This is a genomic window from Marinobacter sp. L-46 (genome assembly GCF_056859535.1).
The window spans coordinates 1-21,538 of the sequence record NZ_JBSXOP010000092.1 but is presented as its reverse complement, the minus strand read 5'-3'; the positions used below and the strand labels follow the sequence as shown (position 1 = coordinate 21,538).

At 59.2% G+C, this 21,538-nt stretch carries 18 protein-coding genes; 8 read left to right on the top strand and 10 right to left on the bottom strand.

Annotated features, from left to right (window positions below; translation table 11 throughout):
* The first annotated feature begins 33 nt into the window (after positions 1-33).
* The 6 genes from bioB to AC13DJ_RS17125 all read left to right on the top strand — a co-directional run bounded on the left by bioB (position 34) and on the right by AC13DJ_RS17125 (position 8,359).
* Complete coding sequence (bioB, locus tag AC13DJ_RS17150; protein ID WP_482933952.1) at positions 34-1,101, top strand: biotin synthase BioB; 1,068 nt, start codon at positions 34-36, stop codon at positions 1,099-1,101.
* A gap of 355 nt (positions 1,102-1,456) precedes the next feature.
* Complete coding sequence (bioF, locus tag AC13DJ_RS17145; protein WP_482933951.1) at positions 1,457-2,644, top strand: 8-amino-7-oxononanoate synthase; 1,188 nt, start codon at positions 1,457-1,459, stop codon at positions 2,642-2,644.
* Positions 2,641-3,465 (top strand): malonyl-ACP O-methyltransferase BioC, encoded by an 825-nt coding sequence (bioC, locus tag AC13DJ_RS17140; RefSeq protein ID WP_482933950.1) that lies wholly within the window; start codon positions 2,641-2,643, stop codon positions 3,463-3,465. The genes bioF and bioC overlap by 4 nt, the downstream gene beginning before the upstream one ends.
* Positions 3,466-3,658: 193 nt before the next feature.
* Positions 3,659-4,363: a dethiobiotin synthase gene (bioD, locus tag AC13DJ_RS17135; RefSeq protein ID WP_288371387.1), complete on the top strand. Its 705-nt coding sequence runs from the start codon at positions 3,659-3,661 to the stop codon at positions 4,361-4,363.
* Positions 4,364-4,545: 182 nt separating this feature from the next.
* Positions 4,546-6,345 carry an acyl-CoA dehydrogenase C-terminal domain-containing protein gene (locus tag AC13DJ_RS17130; RefSeq protein WP_273132189.1) on the top strand — a complete coding sequence of 600 codons (1,800 nt, stop codon included), beginning with the start codon at positions 4,546-4,548 and terminating at the stop codon, positions 6,343-6,345.
* Between the two features lie 223 nt (positions 6,346-6,568).
* Positions 6,569-8,359, top strand: a complete 1,791-nt coding sequence (locus AC13DJ_RS17125; protein WP_473802143.1) for an acyl-CoA dehydrogenase C-terminal domain-containing protein — start codon at positions 6,569-6,571, stop codon at positions 8,357-8,359.
* A 273-nt stretch (positions 8,360-8,632) separates the two neighbouring features.
* Here AC13DJ_RS17125 and AC13DJ_RS17120 read toward each other — a convergent pair whose 3' ends face one another.
* The 5 genes from AC13DJ_RS17120 to leuS all read right to left on the bottom strand — a co-directional run bounded on the left by AC13DJ_RS17120 (position 8,633) and on the right by leuS (position 14,003).
* The gene (locus AC13DJ_RS17120) at positions 8,633-9,268 is read right to left on the bottom strand and encodes an endonuclease (protein WP_289102352.1); all 636 of its coding nucleotides are present in this window, start codon (positions 9,266-9,268) and stop codon (positions 8,633-8,635) included.
* A gap of 188 nt (positions 9,269-9,456) precedes the next feature.
* Positions 9,457-9,720, bottom strand: a complete 264-nt coding sequence (locus AC13DJ_RS17115; protein ID WP_022989716.1) for a hypothetical protein — start codon at positions 9,718-9,720, stop codon at positions 9,457-9,459.
* A gap of 104 nt (positions 9,721-9,824) precedes the next feature.
* Positions 9,825-10,838 carry a DNA polymerase III subunit delta gene (gene holA / locus AC13DJ_RS17110; protein ID WP_289102351.1) on the bottom strand — a complete coding sequence of 338 codons (1,014 nt, stop codon included), beginning with the start codon at positions 10,836-10,838 and terminating at the stop codon, positions 9,825-9,827.
* A complete protein-coding gene (locus tag AC13DJ_RS17105) occupies positions 10,835-11,416 on the bottom strand; it encodes an LPS-assembly lipoprotein LptE (protein WP_289102349.1) in 582 nt (193 codons plus the stop codon). Before AC13DJ_RS17105 ends, holA begins: the two co-directional genes overlap by 4 nt.
* A 1-nt stretch (position 11,417) precedes the next feature.
* Positions 11,418-14,003 (bottom strand): leucine--tRNA ligase, encoded by a 2,586-nt coding sequence (gene leuS, locus AC13DJ_RS17100; RefSeq protein ID WP_289102396.1) that lies wholly within the window; start codon positions 14,001-14,003, stop codon positions 11,418-11,420.
* Between the two features lie 183 nt (positions 14,004-14,186).
* Between leuS and AC13DJ_RS17095 the strand changes: the two genes are divergently transcribed.
* Positions 14,187-14,735: a zinc ribbon-containing protein gene (locus AC13DJ_RS17095; RefSeq protein ID WP_476130215.1), complete on the top strand. Its 549-nt coding sequence runs from the start codon at positions 14,187-14,189 to the stop codon at positions 14,733-14,735.
* A gap of 15 nt (positions 14,736-14,750) precedes the next feature.
* On the opposite strand, the gene lnt is transcribed toward AC13DJ_RS17095, so the two are convergent.
* From lnt to miaB, 5 genes are all read right to left on the bottom strand, one after another.
* Complete coding sequence (lnt, locus tag AC13DJ_RS17090; protein WP_476130267.1) at positions 14,751-16,220, bottom strand: apolipoprotein N-acyltransferase; 1,470 nt, start codon at positions 16,218-16,220, stop codon at positions 14,751-14,753.
* Between the two features lie 67 nt (positions 16,221-16,287).
* Positions 16,288-17,133: an HlyC/CorC family transporter gene (locus AC13DJ_RS17085; protein WP_199458060.1), complete on the bottom strand. Its 846-nt coding sequence runs from the start codon at positions 17,131-17,133 to the stop codon at positions 16,288-16,290.
* Positions 17,130-17,603, bottom strand: a complete 474-nt coding sequence (gene ybeY, locus AC13DJ_RS17080) for an rRNA maturation RNase YbeY (RefSeq protein WP_058341324.1) — start codon at positions 17,601-17,603, stop codon at positions 17,130-17,132. The genes AC13DJ_RS17085 and ybeY overlap by 4 nt, the downstream gene beginning before the upstream one ends.
* Positions 17,600-18,586 (bottom strand): PhoH family protein, encoded by a 987-nt coding sequence (locus AC13DJ_RS17075; RefSeq protein WP_022989707.1) that lies wholly within the window; start codon positions 18,584-18,586, stop codon positions 17,600-17,602. Before AC13DJ_RS17075 ends, ybeY begins: the two co-directional genes overlap by 4 nt.
* A gap of 430 nt (positions 18,587-19,016) precedes the next feature.
* Complete coding sequence (gene miaB, locus AC13DJ_RS17070; RefSeq protein WP_482933949.1) at positions 19,017-20,363, bottom strand: tRNA (N6-isopentenyl adenosine(37)-C2)-methylthiotransferase MiaB; 1,347 nt, start codon at positions 20,361-20,363, stop codon at positions 19,017-19,019.
* Between the two features lie 311 nt (positions 20,364-20,674).
* Between miaB and trmH the strand changes: the two genes are divergently transcribed.
* Complete coding sequence (trmH, locus tag AC13DJ_RS17065; protein WP_482933948.1) at positions 20,675-21,403, top strand: tRNA (guanosine(18)-2'-O)-methyltransferase TrmH; 729 nt, start codon at positions 20,675-20,677, stop codon at positions 21,401-21,403.
* Positions 21,404-21,538 lie beyond the last annotated feature (135 nt).

Genomic DNA, 21,538 nt, shown 5'->3' with positions numbered 1-21,538 from the left:
CAAAAACCTTGCGAAGGTTAACAGGACTTTGCCATGACCGCTACTGCCCTCCGTCACGACTGGACGCTTCAGGAAGCCCGGGATCTTTTCAACTTGCCGTTCAACGATTTGCTGTTCCGTGCCCAGACGGTTCACCGGGAGCATTTCGACCCCAACGAAGTGCAGGTCAGCACCCTTTTGTCTATCAAAACCGGCGCCTGCCCGGAGGACTGCAAGTACTGCCCCCAGAGCGGTCACTACAACACCGGGCTGGAAAAGGAAAAGCTGCTGGAGATTGAAAAGGTGATCGCCGAGGCCCGCGCAGCCAAAGAAAAGGGCGCGTCCCGGTTCTGCATGGGCGCTGCCTGGCGCAGCCCCTCCAGGAAGGACATGCCCTACGTACTGGATATGGTAAAGCAGGTGAAATCCCTGGGTATGGAAACCTGCATGACCCTGGGCATGCTGAAAGAGGAAGAGGCCCGGGAGCTGGCTGACGCCGGACTGGATTACTACAACCACAACCTGGACACCTCCGAGAAGTACTACAACCACATCATCACCACCCGAACCTACCAGGATCGGCTGGATACCCTGGATAACGTGCGCAAGGCCGGCATGAAGGTGTGCTGCGGCGGCATTATGGGTATGGGCGAAGACGAAGACGACCGGGTAGGGCTGCTGGTTCAGCTCGCGAACCTGCCCCAGCATCCGGAGAGTGTGCCGGTGAATATGCTGGTGAAAGTGAAGGGCACGCCGCTGGAGAATGTAGACGACCTGGACCCCTTCGAGTTTGTTCGGATTATCGCGGTGGCGCGGATTCTGATGCCGGCGTCCCATGTTCGCTTGTCTGCGGGGCGGGAGCAGATGAATGAGCAGATGCAGGCGCTGTGCTTTATGGCGGGTGCCAACTCCATCTTCTACGGCGAGAAACTTCTGACCACGTCCAACCCTGAGGCGGATGCGGATATGCAGTTGTTCCGTAAGTTGGGTATCCGGCCGGAGCAGCGGGAGCAGTGTGCTACGGAGAAGCAGGAGGTGGAGGCGCTGGCCGACGCCGTCGAGTATGAGGCGACGCGGCATCTGTTCTATGACGCGAGTCGGGAGTCGGCTGCCTCAGTCTGACTTTGGCCTTGGCCTTTCAGCGGGGCTCACGGTGGAGGGCCGCAGGGCGGGGTCCCCTTTCCGGGACTCGCTCAAGACGTCCCTGTGCGCTCAGGTCGGGCCATCCATGGCCCTCTATGGTCCCGGAAAGGGGACCCCGCCCCGCGGCCAGTAAACCTGGGCGATTGTGACCCTGCAGGCTACGCCCCAAGTGAGCGGCGAACCGGGTAGGGCTTTCCGGGACTATCTTTCGCCAGGGATGGCGAAAGCTAAGCGCACTGGGATGTCTTGAGCGTGTCCCGGAAAGCCCTACCCGGTTTGGCGCGACAGGCGTTGTATGCAGGCTCGGTTTTCTCCGTATTGGGTGATGGAATTTATGCGTGACTTTCGGGCTGAGATTGAGCAGCGAAAACAAGCCGGTTTGTACCGGAGCCGGCGCCTGGTGACGGGGCCGCAGCAGCCGGAGTTGGTCGCTGACGGGAAGCCGCTGCTGTCGTTCTGTAGTAACGATTATTTGGGGCTGGCGAATCACGCAGGAAACATCGCAGCGCTGCGGGATACGTTGCCTGAAACCGGTCTGGGCGGCGCCGCTTCTCACCTGGTTTGCGGCCACCACGATGCCCATCATCAGCTGGAACAGCGGCTGGCGGAGTTCACGCAGCGTAGTTCAGCGTTGTTTTTCTCCACCGGTTATATGGCCAACATGGGCGTGATTTCAGCGCTGGCGGGGCGGGGGGATACGATTTTTTCGGATCGGTTGAACCATGCTTCGATCATCGATGGCTGCGTTCTCAGTCGGGCGAAGGTGCGCCGGTATGCCCATGGTGATGTGCCTGCGCTGGAGGCGATGCTGGCGGAGACGTCGGGCCATAAACTGGTGGTAACCGACGGTGTGTTTAGTATGGACGGGGACGTGGCGCCGTTGAAGGAGCTTGCCCGGGTATGTCAGATCCACGATGCCTTGCTGGTGGTGGACGATGCCCACGGTATTGGTGTGCTTGGCCCGCAGGGGCGGGGCAGTGTGCTGGCGGCGGGGTTGTCGGAGGCGGATGCGCCGGTTTTGATTGGCACCCTGGGCAAGGCCGTGGGCACCAGCGGGGCGTTTGTGGCCGGGCCGGAGGTGTTGATGGATTACCTGGTGCAGAAGGCGCGCACTTACATCTACACCACCGCCATGCCGCCGGCACTGGCGAAAGCGACTTGCGTCAGTATCGATCTGATCGAGCGGGATGATGCGCGCCGGTCACATTTACAGGCCTTGATTGCGCGGTTCCGTGCCGGTGCGCGGGAATTGGGTTATCAGTTGATGCCCTCGTACACGCCCATCCAGCCCATTATGGTGGGGGATAACCATGCTGCTCTGGCATTAAGCCGGGCGCTGGAGGAACAGGGCATACTGGTCACTGCCATCCGCCCGCCCACGGTGCCGGAAGGCGAAGCCCGGTTGCGGGTGACCCTGAGCGCCGCGCATTCGGAAGCGCAGGTTGATCGGTTGTTGAAAGCTTTGGCCCAGTGCCGCTCCCTGTTACCGGAACAGGCCGTTCAGGAGTCGGTGGCGGTATGAGTGCCTATAGCGATCTGACGGCAATAGCCCGTTCCGAAGGCGGAACCGGCAGCAAAGCCTGCATCGCCCGGGGCTTCGGCAGCGCCAGCGGAACCTACGACAGCGCCTCCCGCCTGCAAAAAGCCATGGGCGACACCATGCTCGCCCGCATTCCCGAAAACTTCGAACCAACAAGCATCCTGGACCTCGGCTGCGGCACCGGCTGGTTCACCCGCAAACTGGCAAACCAATACCCGAGCGCCGCCATCACCGGCGCAGACCTTGCCTCCGGCATGCTGCAACAGGCCCAAGCCCGCAGCCCCGAAACCATCGCCTGGCTCAACGCAGACGCTGAACAGCTCCCCCTGGCCGACAACAGCGCCGATCTGATCTTCAGCAACCTGATGATCCAGTGGATCACCCGCCCGGAAACCGTCCTGGCGGAATGCCAAAGAATCCTTAAACCCGGCGGCACCCTCGCCATCTCCACCCTGCTGGATGGCACCCTCGAAGAACTCAAACAAGCCTGGACCAAAGCCGACCCCGGCCAACCCCACGTAAACCGTTTTACCCACCATGCTGACTGGCAGCAATTAACCAGCCGGCAACTCCCCGGTTCCAGCCTCGAGACGGCAACCCTCACCTTGCCCTATGATTCCCCCATGGCCCTGAACCGTGAGCTCAAGCACCTGGGTGCCGTGTTCAAAGGCGAAGAGCGACGCAGAACCGTTACCGCTCCGGGAAGGTTCAAGGCGATGTGTGCCGCTTATCCGACATTGGAAAACGGTGAGATCATCGCCAGCTACCATGCAGGCTGGTTGTACTGGTCAAAGCCGATCTGACTACGACTTTCAATGACCGGATGAGGACGTCAACCTCGAAAGTTTGCGGTGAGGGTGTGGTGTGTCTTTCCGGGACTATAGAGGGCCAGGGATGGCCCGACCTAAGCGCACAGGGAAGTCTTGAGCGTGTCCCGGAAAGACACACCACATCCTCACCCTGCACCCGAAACCGATACAGTAGGAACTCCAGAAAATGGCAAAGAAAACCTATTTCGTAACAGGCACCGACACCGGCGTAGGCAAAACCATCGTAGCCGCCGCCATCCTTGAGGCCGCCAAGGCCCAGGGTAAACGCACCCTGGCCATGAAGCCAATTGCATCGGGCTGCGACCAGACCCCCGACGGGCTGCGCAATGAAGACGCACTGATGCTGCAAGCGGCCATGACCGAACAACTGGCCTACGACGCCATCAACCCCATCGCCATGGAACCCGCCATCGCCCCCCACGTAGCCGCCCAGCAAGCCGGCAAACAACTCAGCGCCCAGCGGCTGGTCGGCTTTTGCCGCGGAATGCAGATTCGCCCGGCCGATCTTATGCTGGTGGAAGGCGCCGGCGGCTGGCGGGTTCCCCTGAACGACCGCGAAACCTATGCAGCGGTGCCCCGCGAGCTGAAACTGCCCGTGGTCCTGGTGGTCCCTCTCAAGCTCGGTTGCATCAATCACGCCATGCTCACGGTGGAGGCCATTCAGAATGACGGCCTGACGGTAGCCGGCTGGGTAGCCAATCACCCGGAGCAGGAAACCATGAGTTGCGAACAGGAAACCCTCGGTTACCTGGTGAACCATATTCCGGCGCCGTGTCTGGGCATATTACCCCGCCTTGATGACACAGCAACCGAGCGCCTGCCGGCCCGGCTGGCGGAGTTTCTGAATATCTCGCCGTTATTTGACGGCTGACAGGTTCTGCAGCCTGGGCCACACAAAATTTGCTCAGGGCTATTGACAATTCCGTGCCTCAAAACGTATGTTTCAAACAAGTGTTTAATTAAGGCCGCGGTGCAGCGCATCGTGGTGTCTGAGCAAACCCAAGGCCGAAGGCTGTTACTGCATTCAGCCGAGACCAAACCGAGGTGGATTCCATGCCTGAATACAAAGCGCCCCTGCGTGACATTAAATTCGTAATGAACGAGCTGCTGAACAGCGAGCAGCACTACGCCAATCTGGAAGGTGCTGAAGACGCGACCCCGGATATGGTTGATGCCATCATCCAGGAAGGCGCCAAGTTCTGTGAGCAGGTATTGTCTCCGCTGAACCAGGTAGGTGACCAGGAAGGCTGTACCTGGAGCGAAGACGGTGTGAAAACCCCGACCGGCTTCAAAGAGGCCTACCAGCAGTACATTGAAGGTGGCTGGCCGTCCATGACTGCCGACCCCAACTACGGTGGCCAGGGCTTGCCGCACTCCATCGGCCTGGTGGTCAGTGAAATGGCTGGCACCTCCAACTGGTCCTGGGGTATGTACCCGGGCCTGAGCCACGGCGCTACCAACACCATCGAAGCCCACGGTACCGAAGAGCAGAAGCAGACCTACCTGACCAAGCTGATCAGCGGTGAGTGGACCGGTACCATGTGTCTGACCGAGTCGCACTGTGGTTCTGACCTGGGCACCCTGCGCACCAAGGCCGAGCCTAACGCTGACGGCACCTACAGCATTACCGGTACCAAGATCTTTATCTCTGCCGGTGAGCACGACATGGCCGAGAACATCGTCCACATCGTACTGGCCCGTCTGCCGGGCGCACCGGAAGGCACCAAGGGTATCTCCCTGTTCATCGTGCCCAAGCAGCTGCCGAACGAAGACGGTTCTGCCGGCGAGCGCAACGCGGTTTCCTGTGGCTCCCTGGAGCACAAGATGGGAATCCACGGTAACGCCACCTGCGTAATGAATTTCGACGGCGCCAAGGGCTGGCTGATCGGGCCTGAGAACAAAGGCCTGAACTGCATGTTCACCTTCATGAACACTGCCCGTATCGGTACTGCCATCCAGGGTCTGGGTGCTGCAGAACTGGGCTTCCAGGGCTCCCTGGCTTACGCCAAAGAGCGTCTGGCCATGCGTTCCCTGAGTGGTCCGAAGAACCCGGATGGCATCGCTGACCCGATCATCGTGCACCCGGACGTACGCCGCATGCTGCTGACCCAGAAGGTTGTAGCGGAAGGCGCCCGCGCCCTGATCTACCTGGCTGGCCAGCAAGTGGACGTGGTTCACAGTGGCAAGACCGAAGAAGAGCGCAAGCACGCCGATGCACTGCTGGGCTTCCTGACCCCGATCGCCAAGGCGTTCCTGACCGAGATCGGTTACGAGTCTGCCAACCTGGGTATGCAGGTATTCGGTGGCCACGGCTTTATCGCTGAGTGGGGCATGGAGCAGAACGTTCGTGATTCCCGCATCGGTATGATCTACGAGGGTACCACCGGTATCCAGGCACTGGATCTGCTGGGCCGTAAGGTTCTGATGACTCAGGGCGAAGCCTTGAAAGTGTTCACCAAGCAGGTTCACGTATTCTGCAAAGAGAACGCCGACAACGAGCAGCTGAAAGAGTTCATCGAGCCGCTGGCAGCGATCAACAAGGAGTGGGGCGACCTGACAATGAAGGTTGGTATGACCGCCATGAAGAACCGTGAAGAAGTCGGTGCCGCTGCGGTGGACTACCTGATGTACTCCGGTTACGCGGTATTCGCCTACCTGTGGGCCCGTATGGCCAAGGTGGCACTGGACAAGATGGCCGAAGGCACCTCCGAGGAGATGTTCTACAACGCCAAGGTTCAGTCTGCGCGCTTCTACTTCAAGCGCCTGCTGCCGCGCACCAAGACCCACGCAGAAACCATGCTGGCCGGTGCAGACAGCCTGCTGGATATGCCGGAAGAAGCCTTCGTTATCTAAGACGGGGTTGCTATCTGGTTGAAGGCACAGCAAAAGCCCGTTCTCCGCTCGGAGGCGGGCTTTTTTCATGAGTTTGGTGGCACGTTTGAGGTAGAATGGCGGGCCACAGAATAACAACCTTGTTTCGGACACATAGCCGAGCGGGCGAACCCGAAGACCTTTACACAGAAGGCGTTGTTACCCGGTTCCCCAAGTGACTGACTGAATTTCTGGAGAGTTATACATGGCTGATTATCAGGCACCCCTTCGTGACATGCGTTTTGTATTGAACGAAGTGTTCGACGCGCCCGCACTCTGGGCCTCTCTGCCAAAGATTGCCGAAAACGTAGACCCGGACACTGCCGACGCGATTCTTGAAGAAGCTGGCAAGATCACCGGCGGCGTACTGGCGCCCCTGAACCGCGAAGCGGACGAGCAGGGTTGTAAGTGGAATGAAGGCGAAGTAACCAGCCCGGAAGGCTTCAAAGAAGCCTACCAGACCATCGTTGAGGGTGGCTGGAACGGCCTGGGCGGCAACCCGGAGTTCGGCGGCATGGGCATGCCGAAAACCCTGGTGGCCCAGTTTGAAGAAATGATGCAGGGCGCCAACATGGCCTTCGGCCTGGCTCCGATGCTCACCGCCGGTGCCTGCCTGGCCCTCGACGCCCACGGCAGCCAGGAGCTGAAAGAGAAGTACCTGCCCAACATGTATTCCGGCGTATGGTCCGGTGCCATGGACCTGACCGAGCCCCACGCCGGTACCGACCTGGGCATTATCCGCACCAAGGCCGAGCCCAATGACGACGGCTCTTTCAACGTGACTGGCACCAAGATCTTCATCACCTGGGGCGAGCACGACATGGCGGAGAACATCATCCACCTGGTGCTGGCCAAGCTGCCGGACGCGCCCAAAGGTCCGAAGGGTATTTCCCTGTTCCTGGTGCCCAAGTTCATGGTGAATGACGACGGTTCCCTGGGCGAGCGCAACCAGTTCAGCTGCGGTTCCATCGAGAAGAAGATGGGTATCAAAGGCTCAGCCACCTGCGTGATGAACTTCGACGGCGCCAAGGGCTGGCTGGTCGGTGAAGAAAACAAAGGCCTGGCCGCCATGTTCACCATGATGAACTACGAGCGTCTGGGTGTGGGCATCCAGGGCATCGGCGCCGCCGAAGCTTCCCTGCAGAGCGCCCGCGAATACGCCAACGAGCGTATCCAGAGCCGCGCGCCGACTGGTGCCCAGCAGCCTGAAAAAGCCGCTGACCCAATCCTGGTACACCCGGACGTACGCCGCATGCTGCTGACCATGAAGAGCTACGTGGAAGGCGGCCGTGCCTTCTCTACCTACGTGGCCCAGTGGCTGGATATTTCCAAGTACTCCCAGGACGATGAACAGCGCAAACACGCCGAAGGCATGGTTGCCCTGCTGACCCCCGTCGCCAAGGCCTTCCTGACCGACCGCGGCCTGGAAACCACCATCATCGGCCAGCAGGTCTTCGGTGGCCACGGCTTCATCCGCGAGTGGGGCCAGGAGCAGCTGGTACGTGACTGCCGCATCACCCAGATCTACGAAGGCACCAACGGCATCCAGGCCATGGACCTGATGGGTCGTAAAGTCGTCGGCAGCCAGGGCAAACTGTACGAACTGTTCGTACAGGACGTAGCCACCTTCATCGAAGCAAACACCGGCGACGCCGCCCTCAAGCCTTACCTTGAGCCGCTGGCGGCTGCTGTTGAGCGCTTGTCCGACGTTACCGAACACGTCATCAAACAAGCCGGCGACAACCCCAACGCCATCGGCGCCGCTGCAGTCGATTACCTCGACATGTTCGGCTACACCGCCCTGGCATACATGTGGGCCAAAACCGTCAAAGCCGCCGCTCCGAAGGCAGAGGCTGACACCTCCGGCTTCTACACCGGCAAGCTGAAAACAGCCCGCTTCTACTTCGACCGCCTGCTGCCAAAGACCGTGTCCCTGGCCGAAGGCATTCGCAGTGGCAGCGATGCCATGATGGCTCTGGCGGCTAACGAAATCTGATACAGGTTTCGTTCTTCCAGAAAGCAAAAAAGCAGGCCCAGGTGGCCTGCTTTTTTGTTGATAGCGAACTGAAATATATGGGCGCCGGTCAGGGTATGGCTATCCAAAACCTTGCGTAGCTGATCGCAGAAGTGCGAGCGCCAGTCAGGGGGTAGCTTTCCAAAACCTTGCGGAGCCAGGGATGGCGGAGCAGAGCGTACACGGACGTATCCACAGCGTGTTTTGGAAAGCTACCCCCTGACTGGTGCTTACTCCCAAAGTGAGATCAAAGTATCAGAGCCGACTAATCAGCCCGGGATTAACCACAAAGGGATTCTCATTACCCTGAATCTCGGCAATCCGGCTATGCCGCGCCAACTCGCCATCATCCGGCGGATCCAGCTCGTTCCAGCCCTGAAACAGCGTAGTAGCCCCCAGCCACGGCAAACCGTACGTATCAACCATGTACGCCATCGTCCGGGCCACATCACCCTTGGCATGCTCGGGCGGCTCGAAAAATTGGGTGCTTTCACGAATACCGCAGTCATCCGGTTGGGCGCTGGCGCCAATGTTTTCATAGCGGGCATTGCGGCGACGCATCTCTATCCGACTGGTTACAGGCACCATATTGTGCAAATCCGAGGCAATCTGCCGGTAGCGGTTGTCCCGCTTGCACTGCGATGTAGTACCGCAATCCAGGGCGGAACGCACATCCGCCAGCGGGTAGATATAACCGTCGGTCAGCACAAAGCCCTTGCTGGTAAACGGTTTTTCGCAGAAGAAGGATGAACCGCCTTCCGCATACAGGTTGCCCCAGAACTCATTCTTGATAACGGTTTCGGGATCACTGAAACGGATGTTCTGGCCAGTAACCAGACCGGCAGAGAGAGACAGGGCGAGAGTGACAGAGAGCGCAGTAACTTTTTTCATATGACAGGTATACCTCACAGTATGTGCCATATTCCTTGGCCAGCCAGACGGCAAGTTGGTGGCAAAATGAACAATACGACAAAATTATGACGTAAGATTCATTTCTTACTGTGAAGTATGGCACAGAGACGATGAGACGTGTGTCTCTATGCCTGTCTTGATGTGTCTGTTTGTTAACGGGTTAACGTTTACTTCAGCTTGTTGCGGATGTTCTGGTAGCCGGATTTTAGCTCTTCACCCATCTTGCGGGCGGTTTCCCGGGCTTCCTGGCTGGCATCTTCTGCGTCATGGAAAATCTGGTCGAGCTTCGAACGGAACTTGTCCCAGTTCTGCTCCAGGTCGTCCCATTCGTCCTTCACATCTTCCTTGGCCAGGTGCATCTGCACCTTGGCTTCGTCGCGGTATTGTCTGACTTTCTCGGACAGCTTGTTGAATTCGTCTTGCAGGCTCATGGCAGGTTCTCCTTCCCTGATTGAGTGGAGAATGTACAATGCGCCCGATTGCAAAATCGTGTCAAGTGCCGCCGGGGCCGGTACTCGCCCGGGTTTGGCCCAGGTCAGCCGTTACGGGTTGCGGCCAGCAGAATTGAGAGGTCACGCAGGTGATGCCAGGGGGTAAGGTCGTCAAAGCCCTTGGCGGCCCGGTCAGTCAGGCTGCACAGGGCCAGGGCCTGGTTCAGGCGGGGCAGGGTCAGGCGGCGGGCTGCCTGCTGGATGGCAGACGCTCGCCGGGGCTGGAAAACGCCCCGTTTCTTCAGAAAGCCCGAGGGGTTGTCGCCCGGGGGCAGGGCGGTCTTTAGCTCGATAATCATGTTCAGGTCGCGCACCAGCACGCTCAGCAGGCCCAGGGGATTTTCTCCTTCCTGCTGCAGTACGCCGATGATGCGGCTGGCGTGGCCGGCCTTACCAGTGAGCAGTTCGGTGACCAGCTCAAAGCCGTTGAAGCGGGCGCTGTCCTGGACTGCCTGCTCTACGGTTTCCTCGTCAATGGTCTTGCCGTTGGTCAGCAGGGTCAGGCGATCCAGCTCCTGGCTCGCCGCCAGCAGGTTGCCTTCCAGCCGTTCAGCCAGCATTCCCAGTGCACCGCGGGTCAGGCTCAGCCCCTGATTGCTTGCCCGTTGCTGCAGCCAGTTGGCGAATTTGTCCGCCTCAACCGGCCACACCGGAACGTGCACACCGGTTTTCTGAAGGTCCTTGTACCATTTACGCTTGGTTTCCGCGGCATCCAGCCTGGCGCTGATCAGCAACAGGATGACGTCCTCAGGCGGGGCCTGCAGGATTTGCTCGAGTACCTTGCGGCCATCGCCGAGTTTGCCGGTGGGCAGGTGAATCTCGATCCGGCGTTTCTCCGCAAACAGCGACATGGCGTTGCATTCGTCTGCTACGGAGTTCCAGTCGAGCTGATGATCTGCGTGGTAGGTGAGGCGGTCCTGGTAACCGGCATCCCGGGCGGCCTTTCGAACCTGGTCGCAACACTCCTGAACCAGCAGGGGTTCATCACCGGAGATCAGGTAAACCGGTGCCAGGCCCTTTTTCAGTAACTGAGGGAGCTGGCCAGGCTGGGTTTTCATTGCGCCTCAGCCTGTTCCTGGCTGGCCTGGTAATCGTTGATGATGGTGTCTATCCGTTCCCGGGTCATGGGGGCCAGGCGGAAGATAACCTGCTGGGCCAGCCGGTCGCCCAGCTGTTGCCGAAGCTCCTCTTCATCGCGCTGCTTGGCGAGTACGTTGGTTTCGTCGTAGCGGTAGCTTTCGCTGGCATTCAGGTTGGTGCTGGCAATCAGCGGGATCCGGTCAGCCGTGAGCAGTTCAATGGCGACAGTATGGCGCAGAACGTACTCTGCTGCAGCGGCCTGGGCAGTAATGGCCGAGGCCCGGCGGTCCTGCCGGTAATCCCGCAGGCGCAGGATGTAATCGGCCTGGGCGGCGCTGTCAGCAACCTGGACGCCGCCCAGGGTCAGCTGATCCCGAACCGATTGACAGAAACGGCCCGGAAGGTTGTCCGGGCAGTCTACTGCAAGGGGTTGCAGTGCGGCCGGTACCGGCGAGGTGCCCCGTAACTGAAAGCCGCAGCCGCTGGCCAGCACCAGGGTAACCAGGGCCAGGGCGGCGAGTTTCAAAGCTTTCAGGAACGGGACGGTGGCGGTCATATCAGTTGGCCACCACGTTAACCAGTTTGCCGGGCACGACAATCACCTTGCGAACGGTATTGCCTTCCACAAAGCGCTGAACGTTTTCGTTCTCCAGGGCCAGCTTTTCCAGGTCCGGCTTACTGATGTCGGCCGGGACCGTGGCCTTGGCCCGCACCTTGCCGTTCACCTGCAGAACCACTTCGATCTCGCTGCGGACCATGGCGCTTTCATCGGCAACTGGCCAGCTGGCGTCGACCACCGGTTCGCTGTGGCCCAGAACCTGCCAGAGCTGGTGGCAGATGTGCGGAACAATCGGTGACAGCACACGAACCGCAGTGTCCAGGGCTTCCTGGCGCACGGCGCGGCTCTGGGGTTCGTCATCACCCAGGCGGCCTACTTCATTCAGCAATTCCATCACAGCAGCGATGGCGGTGTTGAAGGTCAGCCGGCGGCTGATGTCGTCACTGACCTTGGAAATGGTCTCGTGGGTCTTGCGGCGCAGGTCTTTCTGGCCGCTGTTCAGAGCGCTGGCATCCAGGGCAGGAACGTCGCCGCCGGCTGTATGCTCGGTCACCATGCGCCACAGGCGCTTGAGGAAGCGGTGCGCGCCTTCCACGCCACTGTCAGACCACTCCAGGGACTGCTCTGGCGGTGCGGCAAACATCATGAACAGGCGCACGGTGTCGGCACCAAACTCATCAATGATTGACTGGGGATCGATGCCGTTGTTCTTGGACTTCGACATCTTGGTAACGCCGCTGATTTCCACCGGCTGGCCATCGGCTTTCAGGATGGCGCGTACCACCTGGCCCTTGCCGTCGCGTTCTACGGTGACGTCCGCCGGGTTGAACCAGGTCTTGCCGCCGTTGTCTTCGTTACGGTAGTAGGTCTCGGCCAGCACCATGCCCTGGGTGAGCAGGCGGTTGAACGGCTCGGAACTGTTTACCAGGCCCACGTCCCGCAGCAGCTTGTGGAAGAAGCGGGCGTACAGCAGGTGCAGGATGGCGTGCTCGATACCGCCGATGTACTGGTCTACCGGCAGCCAGTAGTTGGCGGCGGCCGGGTCCAGCATGCCCTTGTCGTAGTTGGGGCTGCAGAAACGGGCGTAGTACCAGGATGACTCCATGAAGGTGTCGAAGGTGTCGGTCTCCAGGGTGGCGGCCTGGCCGTTGAACTCGGTTTTGCACCACTCCGGGTCGGCCTTGATGGGCGACTGCACGCCATCCATCTCGACATCTTCCGGCAGGCGAACCGGCAGCTGGTCGTCCGGAACCGGCATTTCGGTGCCGTCGTCCAGGGTCATCATCGGGATGGGCGCGCCCCAGTAACGCTGGCGGGAAACACCCCAGTCCCGCAGGCGGTAGTTAACGGTGCGCTTGCCAATGTTGTTGGCTTCCAGGTAGCTGGCGATTTCCTCGAAGGCTTCATCGCTGGTCAGGCCGCTGTATTTGCCGGAGCTTACCAGTACACCTTTTTCGGTATAGGCCTTTTCCTGAACATCGATATCTTCGTGGTTGCTCGGTGCAATCACCTGCTTGATGGCGAGTTTGTATTTGCGGGCAAACTCGTGGTCACGGTCATCGTGGCCCGGTACGGCCATCAGGGCGCCGGTGCCGTAATCCATCAGTACAAAGTTGGCGACCCAAACCGGAATTTCTTCCTGGGTCAGCGGGTGGATGGCCTTGAAACCGGTATCAATACCTTTCTTTTCCATGGTGGCCATTTCGGCCTCAGCGACCTTGCTGTTACGGCACTGGTCCACAAACTCGGCCACGTCGCGGTGGCGCTCTGCTGCTGCCTTGGCCAGCGGGTGCTCGGCAGCGACCGCCATGTAGCTCACGCCCATCAGGGTGTCCGGGCGGGTGGTGTAAACGGTCAGGCCGTCTTCACGGTCTTTCAGGGGGAAGGTCAGCTCGGTACCGGTGGACTTGCCGATCCAGTTGCGCTGCATGGTCTTGACCTGTTCCGGCCAGCCTTCCAGGTCGTCCATGTCGTTCAGCAGTTCTTCCGCGTAGTCGGTGATGCGGATGAACCACTGGGGAATCTTTTTCTGCTCTACCAGCGCGCCGGAGCGCCAGCCGCGGCCGTCAACCACCTGTTCGTTGGCCAGCACGGTCTGGTCAACCGGGTCCCAGTTGACGGTGGACATCTTCTTGTACACCAGACCTTTTTCATACAGGCGGGCGAAGAACCACTGTTCCCAGCGGTAATATTCCGGGTCACAGGTGGCCAGTTCACGGCTCCAGTCGTAACCGAAGCCCAGCTGCTTGAGCTGGTTCTTCATGTAATCGATGTTGGAGCGGGTCCACTTTGCCGGCGCGGACTTATTGGCAATGGCGGCGTTTTCCGCTGGCAGGCCGAAGGCGTCCCAGCCCATAGGCTGCATCACGTTCTTGCCCTGCATGCGCTGATAACGGGAAATGACGTCGCCGATGGTGTAGTTGCGAACGTGGCCCATGTGCAGCTTGCCGCTGGGGTAGGGGAACATGGACAGGCAGTAGTACTTGGGCTTGCCCGGCTCTTCCTTCACCTTGAAGGTTTCGTTGGTTTCCCAGAAGTTGCGGGCGGTCTGTTCTACGTCACGTGGGTTGTATTGCTCGTCCATTCCTGCCATTACCAAAAGTACCCTGTGAGAAAAGGATGTTCGAAAAGGCCGAACATTCTAACGCACCGAAGGCTTAACAGGTAGTCTGCCAAATTCTGCGGGATGTGCCAGACTGTCAGTAATGGCGAAGGCCGCAGGCCAGTGCCCCGAAGTCAGGTTGGAAGTCAGGTTGAAGGAGCCGTTATGACAGAACCGGAACGCAGTCACCTTTCAGGTAAAGCCCTCGAGGCCTATGACCGAATGCTGGAGCGGGTGCAGATCCGCCTGCACGATCTGCAGGAGACGTCCTTGCAGACTCTGGAAGAAGAAGTGCAGAAGGCGGTCGAGTTTGAATACGAACTGGAGGAGATGACCCGGGAGGAAGCCGACCTGCTGGGCGCCTACCTGCAGCGGGATCTCCAGCATTTGATGCACTTTGTGGAGGAAACCGGGGAAGGCCTGAAAGAGTGGCTGCAGCTGGACATCTCCCTGCTGGAACAGACTCTGACCGACCGCCTGCTGTCGGTGGCGGACCAGACCCTGGTAGATACCCTGGAGCTGTCCCAGAAGCTGGAGAACGAAGATGTCAGCCACTACATCTCCGGCGAAGTGGCCACCGCCGGCATGTTCCGTTGCCTGAACTGCAGCCATATGCTGTGCCTGACCAAAACCAGCCACCTGCACCCTTGTGAGGCCTGCGGTTCCCACTACTTCGAGCGCGTAACCAGCCGGTGGCCGCCTAAGGAAGGGTGATTCCGTGGCTAAAAATCAGCGTTTAGGAATCACCCGCTCCCGCACGAAAACAATCAGGATCACCGCCAGGGTCAGCACCGGCCAGGAGCCGGTCTGCATGTAGGGCGTGCTGCCGGTGGCGGAGAATACCTCGCCGGTGAGTACGGCCCGCTGGAACTGGGGGATGCGCTCGGTGATCTGGCCTTTTTCGTTGATGATGGCCGTTACCCCGTTGTTGGTGCCGCGCAGCATGTAGCGCCCGGTTTCCAGGGCGCGCATGCGGGCCAGTTGCAGGTGCTGAAGAGGGCCGATAGAGTCGCCGAACCAGCCATCGTTGCTGATGGTCACCAGCATGCCGGTATTCCGCGCGTTGAACGCCACAAAATCCGGGTAGGCCACTTCGTAGCAGATGTAGGGCATCAGCCGGGTATCGGTGGCGCTCAGGCCGGATTGCTGGCCCGGGCCCGGGGTGAAGCTGCTCATGGGCAGGTCAAAGAAGCCGATCAGTCCCCGCAGTAATCCCTGCAGCGGCACATACTCGCCGAAAGGTACCAGCTTCTGTTTGTGGTACATGCCCTCGCCGCCACCGGCAGCCAGGATGCTGTTGTGGAAGGTGTAGTCCTCGATTTCGCCGCTGTAGCCATACCAGGGAATACCGGAAATCAGGGTGCTGTTCTCGCCAAGCCGTTCCTCGATGTGGTCAATGATCTTGCCGGCCTGGTCCTGGGGAATGGGAATGGCGGTTTCCGGCCACAGGATGATGTCTTTATCCCAGTGTTCTTCAGTCATCCCCAGATACGCCACAATCTGGTCTTTCAGGAACTCCGGATCCCACTTGATCTGTTGCGGAATATTGCCCTGCATGGCAGCAAAGCTTTTCGGCTCCTCGCTGATACTGGTCCAGCTGACCTGGTTAAGGGCAGGAGCCAGCAGCCAGGGTAATACCGCGATCGCCGCTGTTGCACCGGCCGCAGCTTTTCGGCCAGCCAGGATCAGCCACCACACCCCGTAAGCCGCTGCGCCGGTAACCACGATCCAGAAGGTCAGCCCGTGCACACCGGTTAATGGTGCCAGCCCGGCCAGTGGGCCATCGGTGTGGGCGGTGCCCAGGTACAGCCAGGGAAAGCCGGTCAGCAGCCAGCCCCGGAGCCAGTCCCCCAGTAGCCAGATGGCGGGAAACAGGATCAGCCGGCGCACCATGCTTTGCCTGGCCAGCTTGCCCCAGAACCAGAACGCCAGCCCGTGGAATAGCGCCAGCCCTGCCACGAACAGCACCATCAGCAGAACTGCGATGGGCATCGAGGTGTTGCCGTGCTTGCTGATGCTGATGTAAATCCAGCTCACGCCGGAGGCAAACAGCCCAAGGCCGACAAACCAGCCGGCGCGAAACAGCTTCTCCGAGGGCAGGTTCAGGGTAACCAGGAGGATCAGAAGAACCGATACCGGCCCCAGCGCCCAGATATGGAACGGCGAGAAGGTAAGGGTTTGCAGGGCGCCGGCGATCATCAGGATCACCGGGCCCAGCCAGGGATGGGCAGTAAATTTCAGGTTGAGCGGATGGCTCAGGCCGTTTTCATGACTCACTTCGGGTTACCTGCAGCAAACGGATGACTCGGTTATCGGCGTTCGCAATAGTAAACTGTAAACCGCCGAATTCAACCGTTTCGCCCCGTCTGGGCAGGTGACCGAACTCTTTGAGCACCAGGCCGCCAATGGTATCGAACTCTTCTTCGTCCAGGTCGGTGCCAAAAAATTCATTGAAGTCGTCAACCGGAGTCACGGCCTTCACCGCAAAGGTGCCATCGCCCCGGGCCTTGATGTGGGTTTCTTCGTCGAAATCGTGTTCGTCTTCGATCTCGCCGACGATCTGCTCCAGCACATCCTCAATGGTAATCAGGCCTGCCGTACCGCCGTACTCATCCACCACGATGGCCATGTGGTTGCGGTTTTCCTTGAACTCCTTGAGCAGCTGGTTCAACCGCTTGCTCTCGGGCACAAAGGTGGGCGGGCGCAGGATTTCACGGATGCGGGACCAGTTGAGATCGTTATTCAGGGCCAGCGGTAGCAGATCCTTGGCCAGCAGAACACCCAGCACGTCGTCCGGGCTTTCACCAATCACCGGGAAACGGCTGTGGGCAGATGACATGATCTCGGGCAGGAATTCTTTCGGTTCCTGGGAGGCTTTCACGGTGATCATCTGTGAGCGGGGAATCATGATTTCATCCACCCGCATATCGATCACCTGCATGGCACCTTCGATGATGCTCATGGAATCGGTATCAATAATGCTCTGGGACTCGGCGTCCCGCAGAATTTCCAGCACGTCCTCAACGGACTCAGGCCCGCTGGAAAAGGCCTGTGATATACGCTCCAGCCAGGACTTGCTGCCCTGGCTGCGACTCGACTGATCGTCGCTCATGAGTCTGGTTCCGTTTCCTCTGCTTCGTAAGGGTTAGCAAATCCGAGCTGCGACAGCAGCCGAACCTCGAGGGCTTCCATGACCTCGGCTTCGTTATCTTCAATATGGTCGTAGCCCTGAAGGTGCAACATACCGTGCACCACCATATGAGCCCAGTGGGCTACAGGCTCTTTATGCTGTTCCTGCGCCTCTTTTTCAACAACCGGTGCGCAAATAACCAGATCTCCGGCCAATGGCATCGTTATACCCGCTGGCGCTTCAAATGGGAAGGACAAAACATTGGTGGGTTTGTCCTTGCCCCGGTACTGGTGGTTCAGCTCCCGGCTCTCGTCGTTATCGACAATACGGATGGTCACCTCGGACGGATCCTCGCCCAGCCAGGCTTTTTCGGCCCAGCTGTGGAACTGCGCTTCATCCGGCACACCCGCACCGTCAAAGGCCATCTGGAAGTCCACAGTCAGCTTGTTCATCGGCTGCCGGAACTCCCGTCATCAAAGGAATCGTAGGCTTCCACAATCCGCTGAACCAGCGGGTGGCGCACCACATCCTTGGCTTCAAAACGGGTAAAGCCGATGCCAGGCACCTTGCTCAACACGCCGGCGGCGTGAATCAGGCCGGAATTCTGGCCCCGTGGCAGGTCCACCTGGGTGGTGTCACCGGTAATCACCGCCGTAGAGCCAAAACCGATCCGGGTCAGGAACATCTTCATCTGCTCCCGTGTGGTGTTCTGGCTCTCGTCCAGAATGATGAACGAGTTGTTCAGCGTGCGCCCGCGCATAAACGCCAGCGGCGCAATCTCGATCACGCTCTTCTCGATCAGGCGGGTAACCTGGTCAAAGCCCAGCATTTCATAAAGCGCGTCGTATAACGGCCGAAGGTACGGGTCCACCTTCTGGGCCAGGTCGCCGGGCAGAAAGCCCAGTTTCTCACCGGCTTCCACCGCGGGCCGAACCAGCAGAATCCGCTTCACCTGCTCGTCTTTCAGTGCTTCAACCGCACAGGCCACGGCCAGCCAGGTCTTACCCGTGCCCGCTGGCCCGATACCGAAGTTGATATCGTGGGTGCGGATGCTATGCACATACTTCTGCTGATTCCGGCCCCGGGGCTTGGCGGTCAGTTTGGGGGTCTTGATGACGGTAATCTGGCCTTCATCATAAGGCACGTCATCCGGCAGCCGCTCAAGGCCGGTCTCGCGGATAAACAGGTGCACAGTATCCGGCGGAATGTCCTCGCTGGCCTCGGTTTCCCGGTACAGGTGCCGGATGACCTCGGTAGCCGCTGCCACGTTTTCAGTGTGGCCTTCCACCCGGAAATGATGCCCGCGCCGGCCGACTTTCACCTGCAGGCGCTGTTCGATCATCTTCAGGTGTTCATCAAACTGCCCGCACAGAGTCGCCAGCCGACGCTGGTTCACCGGGTGCAGGTCAAATTGTCTGGTATCGTGAGTGTTCAAGTTTTCTCCGAGTTTCCTACTCCCGGGTATCAGGGAGTATGCATTTCTTGAATTGGGCAGTATGGCCGATGCGTGGGTTCGCTTCCACAGGGACGCTCAAGACGTCCTGTTCGCTTAGCTTCGGCCATCCATGGCCTACGATACCCTGTGGAAGCGAACCCACGCACCGGCCTTTCTTGCTATGTGCAGGTTCGCTGATTAAAAATCAAGCTGGCTTGGCTGTTGCTTCATGATGAACGCACTATGGTGAGCGTTTTGGCATGCTGCACTGTTGATGGTCGGAGCTTGGGCGGGTAGGCCTTCCAAAAATGTGCGGAGCCATGGATGGCGGAGCAGAAGCGTCACAGGGATGTGCCGTAAGGAGCGGTTTTTGGAAGGCCTACCCGCCCAAGATCCCGCCCCCAAACAACAAGCACATAGGTGCCGAAGCCTAAAACAACTCAGAACTAACCGGCACACCACGAAGAGAGTTCGGGTAGGCCTCGACAATCTCCACGTCGATGAAATGGCCAACCACCTCAGGATTCTCATGGCGGAAGTTCACAATGCGGTTGTTCTCCGTACGCCCCGCATACTCCCCCGGGTCCTTCTTGGACAGACCAGTCACCAGAATCCGCTGAGTGGAACCCACCATCTTGCGGCTGATATCCATCACATTCTGATTCAGGCGATCCTGCAGAATACTCAACCGCTGCTTCTTCACCTCCATCGGCGTATCGTCCGGCAGATCCGACGCCGGAGTACCCGGACGGGCGCTATAGATGAAGCTGAAGGACATATCAAAGCCGATGTCGTTGATCAGCTTCATAGTGTCCTCGAAATCCTTATCGGTTTCACCCGGGAAGCCGATGATGAAATCCGAAGAAAAGCTGATGTCCGGGCGGATCTTGCGCAGACGGCGCAGCTTGGATTTGTACTCCAGCGCCGTGTGGCCGCGCTTCATGGCTGCCAGGATGCGGTCGGAGCCGCTTTGCACCGGCAGGTGCAGGTGGCTGACCAGTTCCGGGACCCGCTCGTAGACATCGATCAGTGACTCGCTGAATTCCACCGGGTGAGAGGTGGTGTAGCGGATGCGGTCGATGCCGTCGATGGTGGCGATCACTTCGATCAGTTCTGCCAGGTCCATCTGGTCGCCGTCGTGGGTGTCGCCACGATAGGCGTTTACGTTCTGCCCCAGCAGGTTCACTTCGCGCACGCCCTGGGCAGCCAGGTGGGCCACCTCGGCAATCACGTCGTCTACCGGGCGGCTGACTTCTTCGCCACGGGTGTAGGGCACCACGCAGAAGGTGCAGTATTTGCTGCAGCCTTCCATGATAGAAACGAACGCAGAAGGGCCGTCGGCGCCGGGTTCCGGCAGGTTGTCGAACTTCTCGATTTCCGGGAAGCTGACGTCGACCACGCCTACGCCGTTACCTTTCATTCGAACTTCGCTGATCATATCCGGCAGGCGGTGCAGGGTTTGGGGGCCGAAGACCATGTCTACGTAAGGGGCCCGGTCGAGGATGGCCTGGCCTTCCTGGCTGGCTACGCAGCCGCCAACGCCGATAATCATGTCGGGCTTTTTGCTTTTGAGACGTTTCCAGCGGCCGAGCTGGTGGAACACTTTCTCCTGGGCTTTTTCGCGAATGGAGCAGGTGTTCAGCAGCAGGATGTCGGCGTCATCCGGGTTGTCGGTCATTTCAACCGCTTCGCCGGTTTTGAGCAGGTCTGCCATGCGGGCAGAGTCGTACTCGTTCATTTGGCAGCCGTGGGTTTTGATGAACAGCTTCTTGGCCATGGGTCTCACGTAGTTTGGTGTATGTTGCGCCGGGGTGTGGGGCGCTGGCAAAAATTGACTGCGTATTATAACGGGGTGCCTAAACTTCAACCACCGTTGTCTCGGATTGTCTCTAGTTTTGCTGTGGTATCATTTCCAGCTTTCCGGCGTGGGTGCAAGAAGGCTTGTGGGATGGGGCTTCCAAAAAACGCTCCTTACGGCACATCCATGTGGCGCTTCTGTTCCGCCATCCATGGCTCCACAAATTTTTGGAAGCCCCATCCCACAAGCCTTCACCAACGCTATTCCTGGATTCCGACAGACATTACGTTATGACCCCCGAACGCCTCGCCCGAATCAAACAAGTCCTGAACACCCGCCAACCCGACCTGCGGGTGCTGACGGACCAGGTGCATAAACCCAGAAACCTGTCCGCCATTATCCGCTCCTGCGACGCCTTTGGTGTGGCGAACATGCACGTGGTCTGGCCGAAGGAGGGTTTTCGGGCGTTTCGCAAAACAGCCGGCGGAAGCTTTCACTGGGTAACAACCCACACCCATCCCACCATGGACAACGCGGTGATCGAGCTGAAGGCGCAGGGGCATAAGTTGTATGCCGCGCAGTTGTCAGACCGGGCGGTGGATTTTCGGGAGGTGGATTTCACCGTGCCGTGCACGATTATCATGGGTAACGAGGTGGACGGGGTGAACCCGGTGACCGCCGAGCAGGCGGATGAGCATATCGTGATTCCGATGATGGGGATGGTGGAGTCGCTGAACGTGTCCTCAGCCTGTTCCATCATCCTCTCGGAGGCACAACGGCAGCGAAAGCTGGCGGGGATGTTTGACCAGCGGCGGATGCCGGATGACGAATACAACCGCCTGCTGTTCTGCTGGTGCCAGCCCACGGTGAAGCGCTACTGCGACGACCGCAACCTGTCGTATCCGCCCATCGACCACGAAACCGGTGAGTTAATCGACGGGGTAGGGTGGATGCAGGAAGTCAGAAAAATAAGGGCGAATCGCCCCCGGTGGGATGAGCAACCAGAAAATCTAGGGTAAGCGGATTAAATGGTTGATCTTACCTTTGCATGAGAGTGAGACAGACCGGCATCTCATCGGATTATCTGGTTGATGCTTCACCTACTGCTGGTGCATGTTTCCTTCGCTAATTCCAGCAAGAACCCCACACGCCTC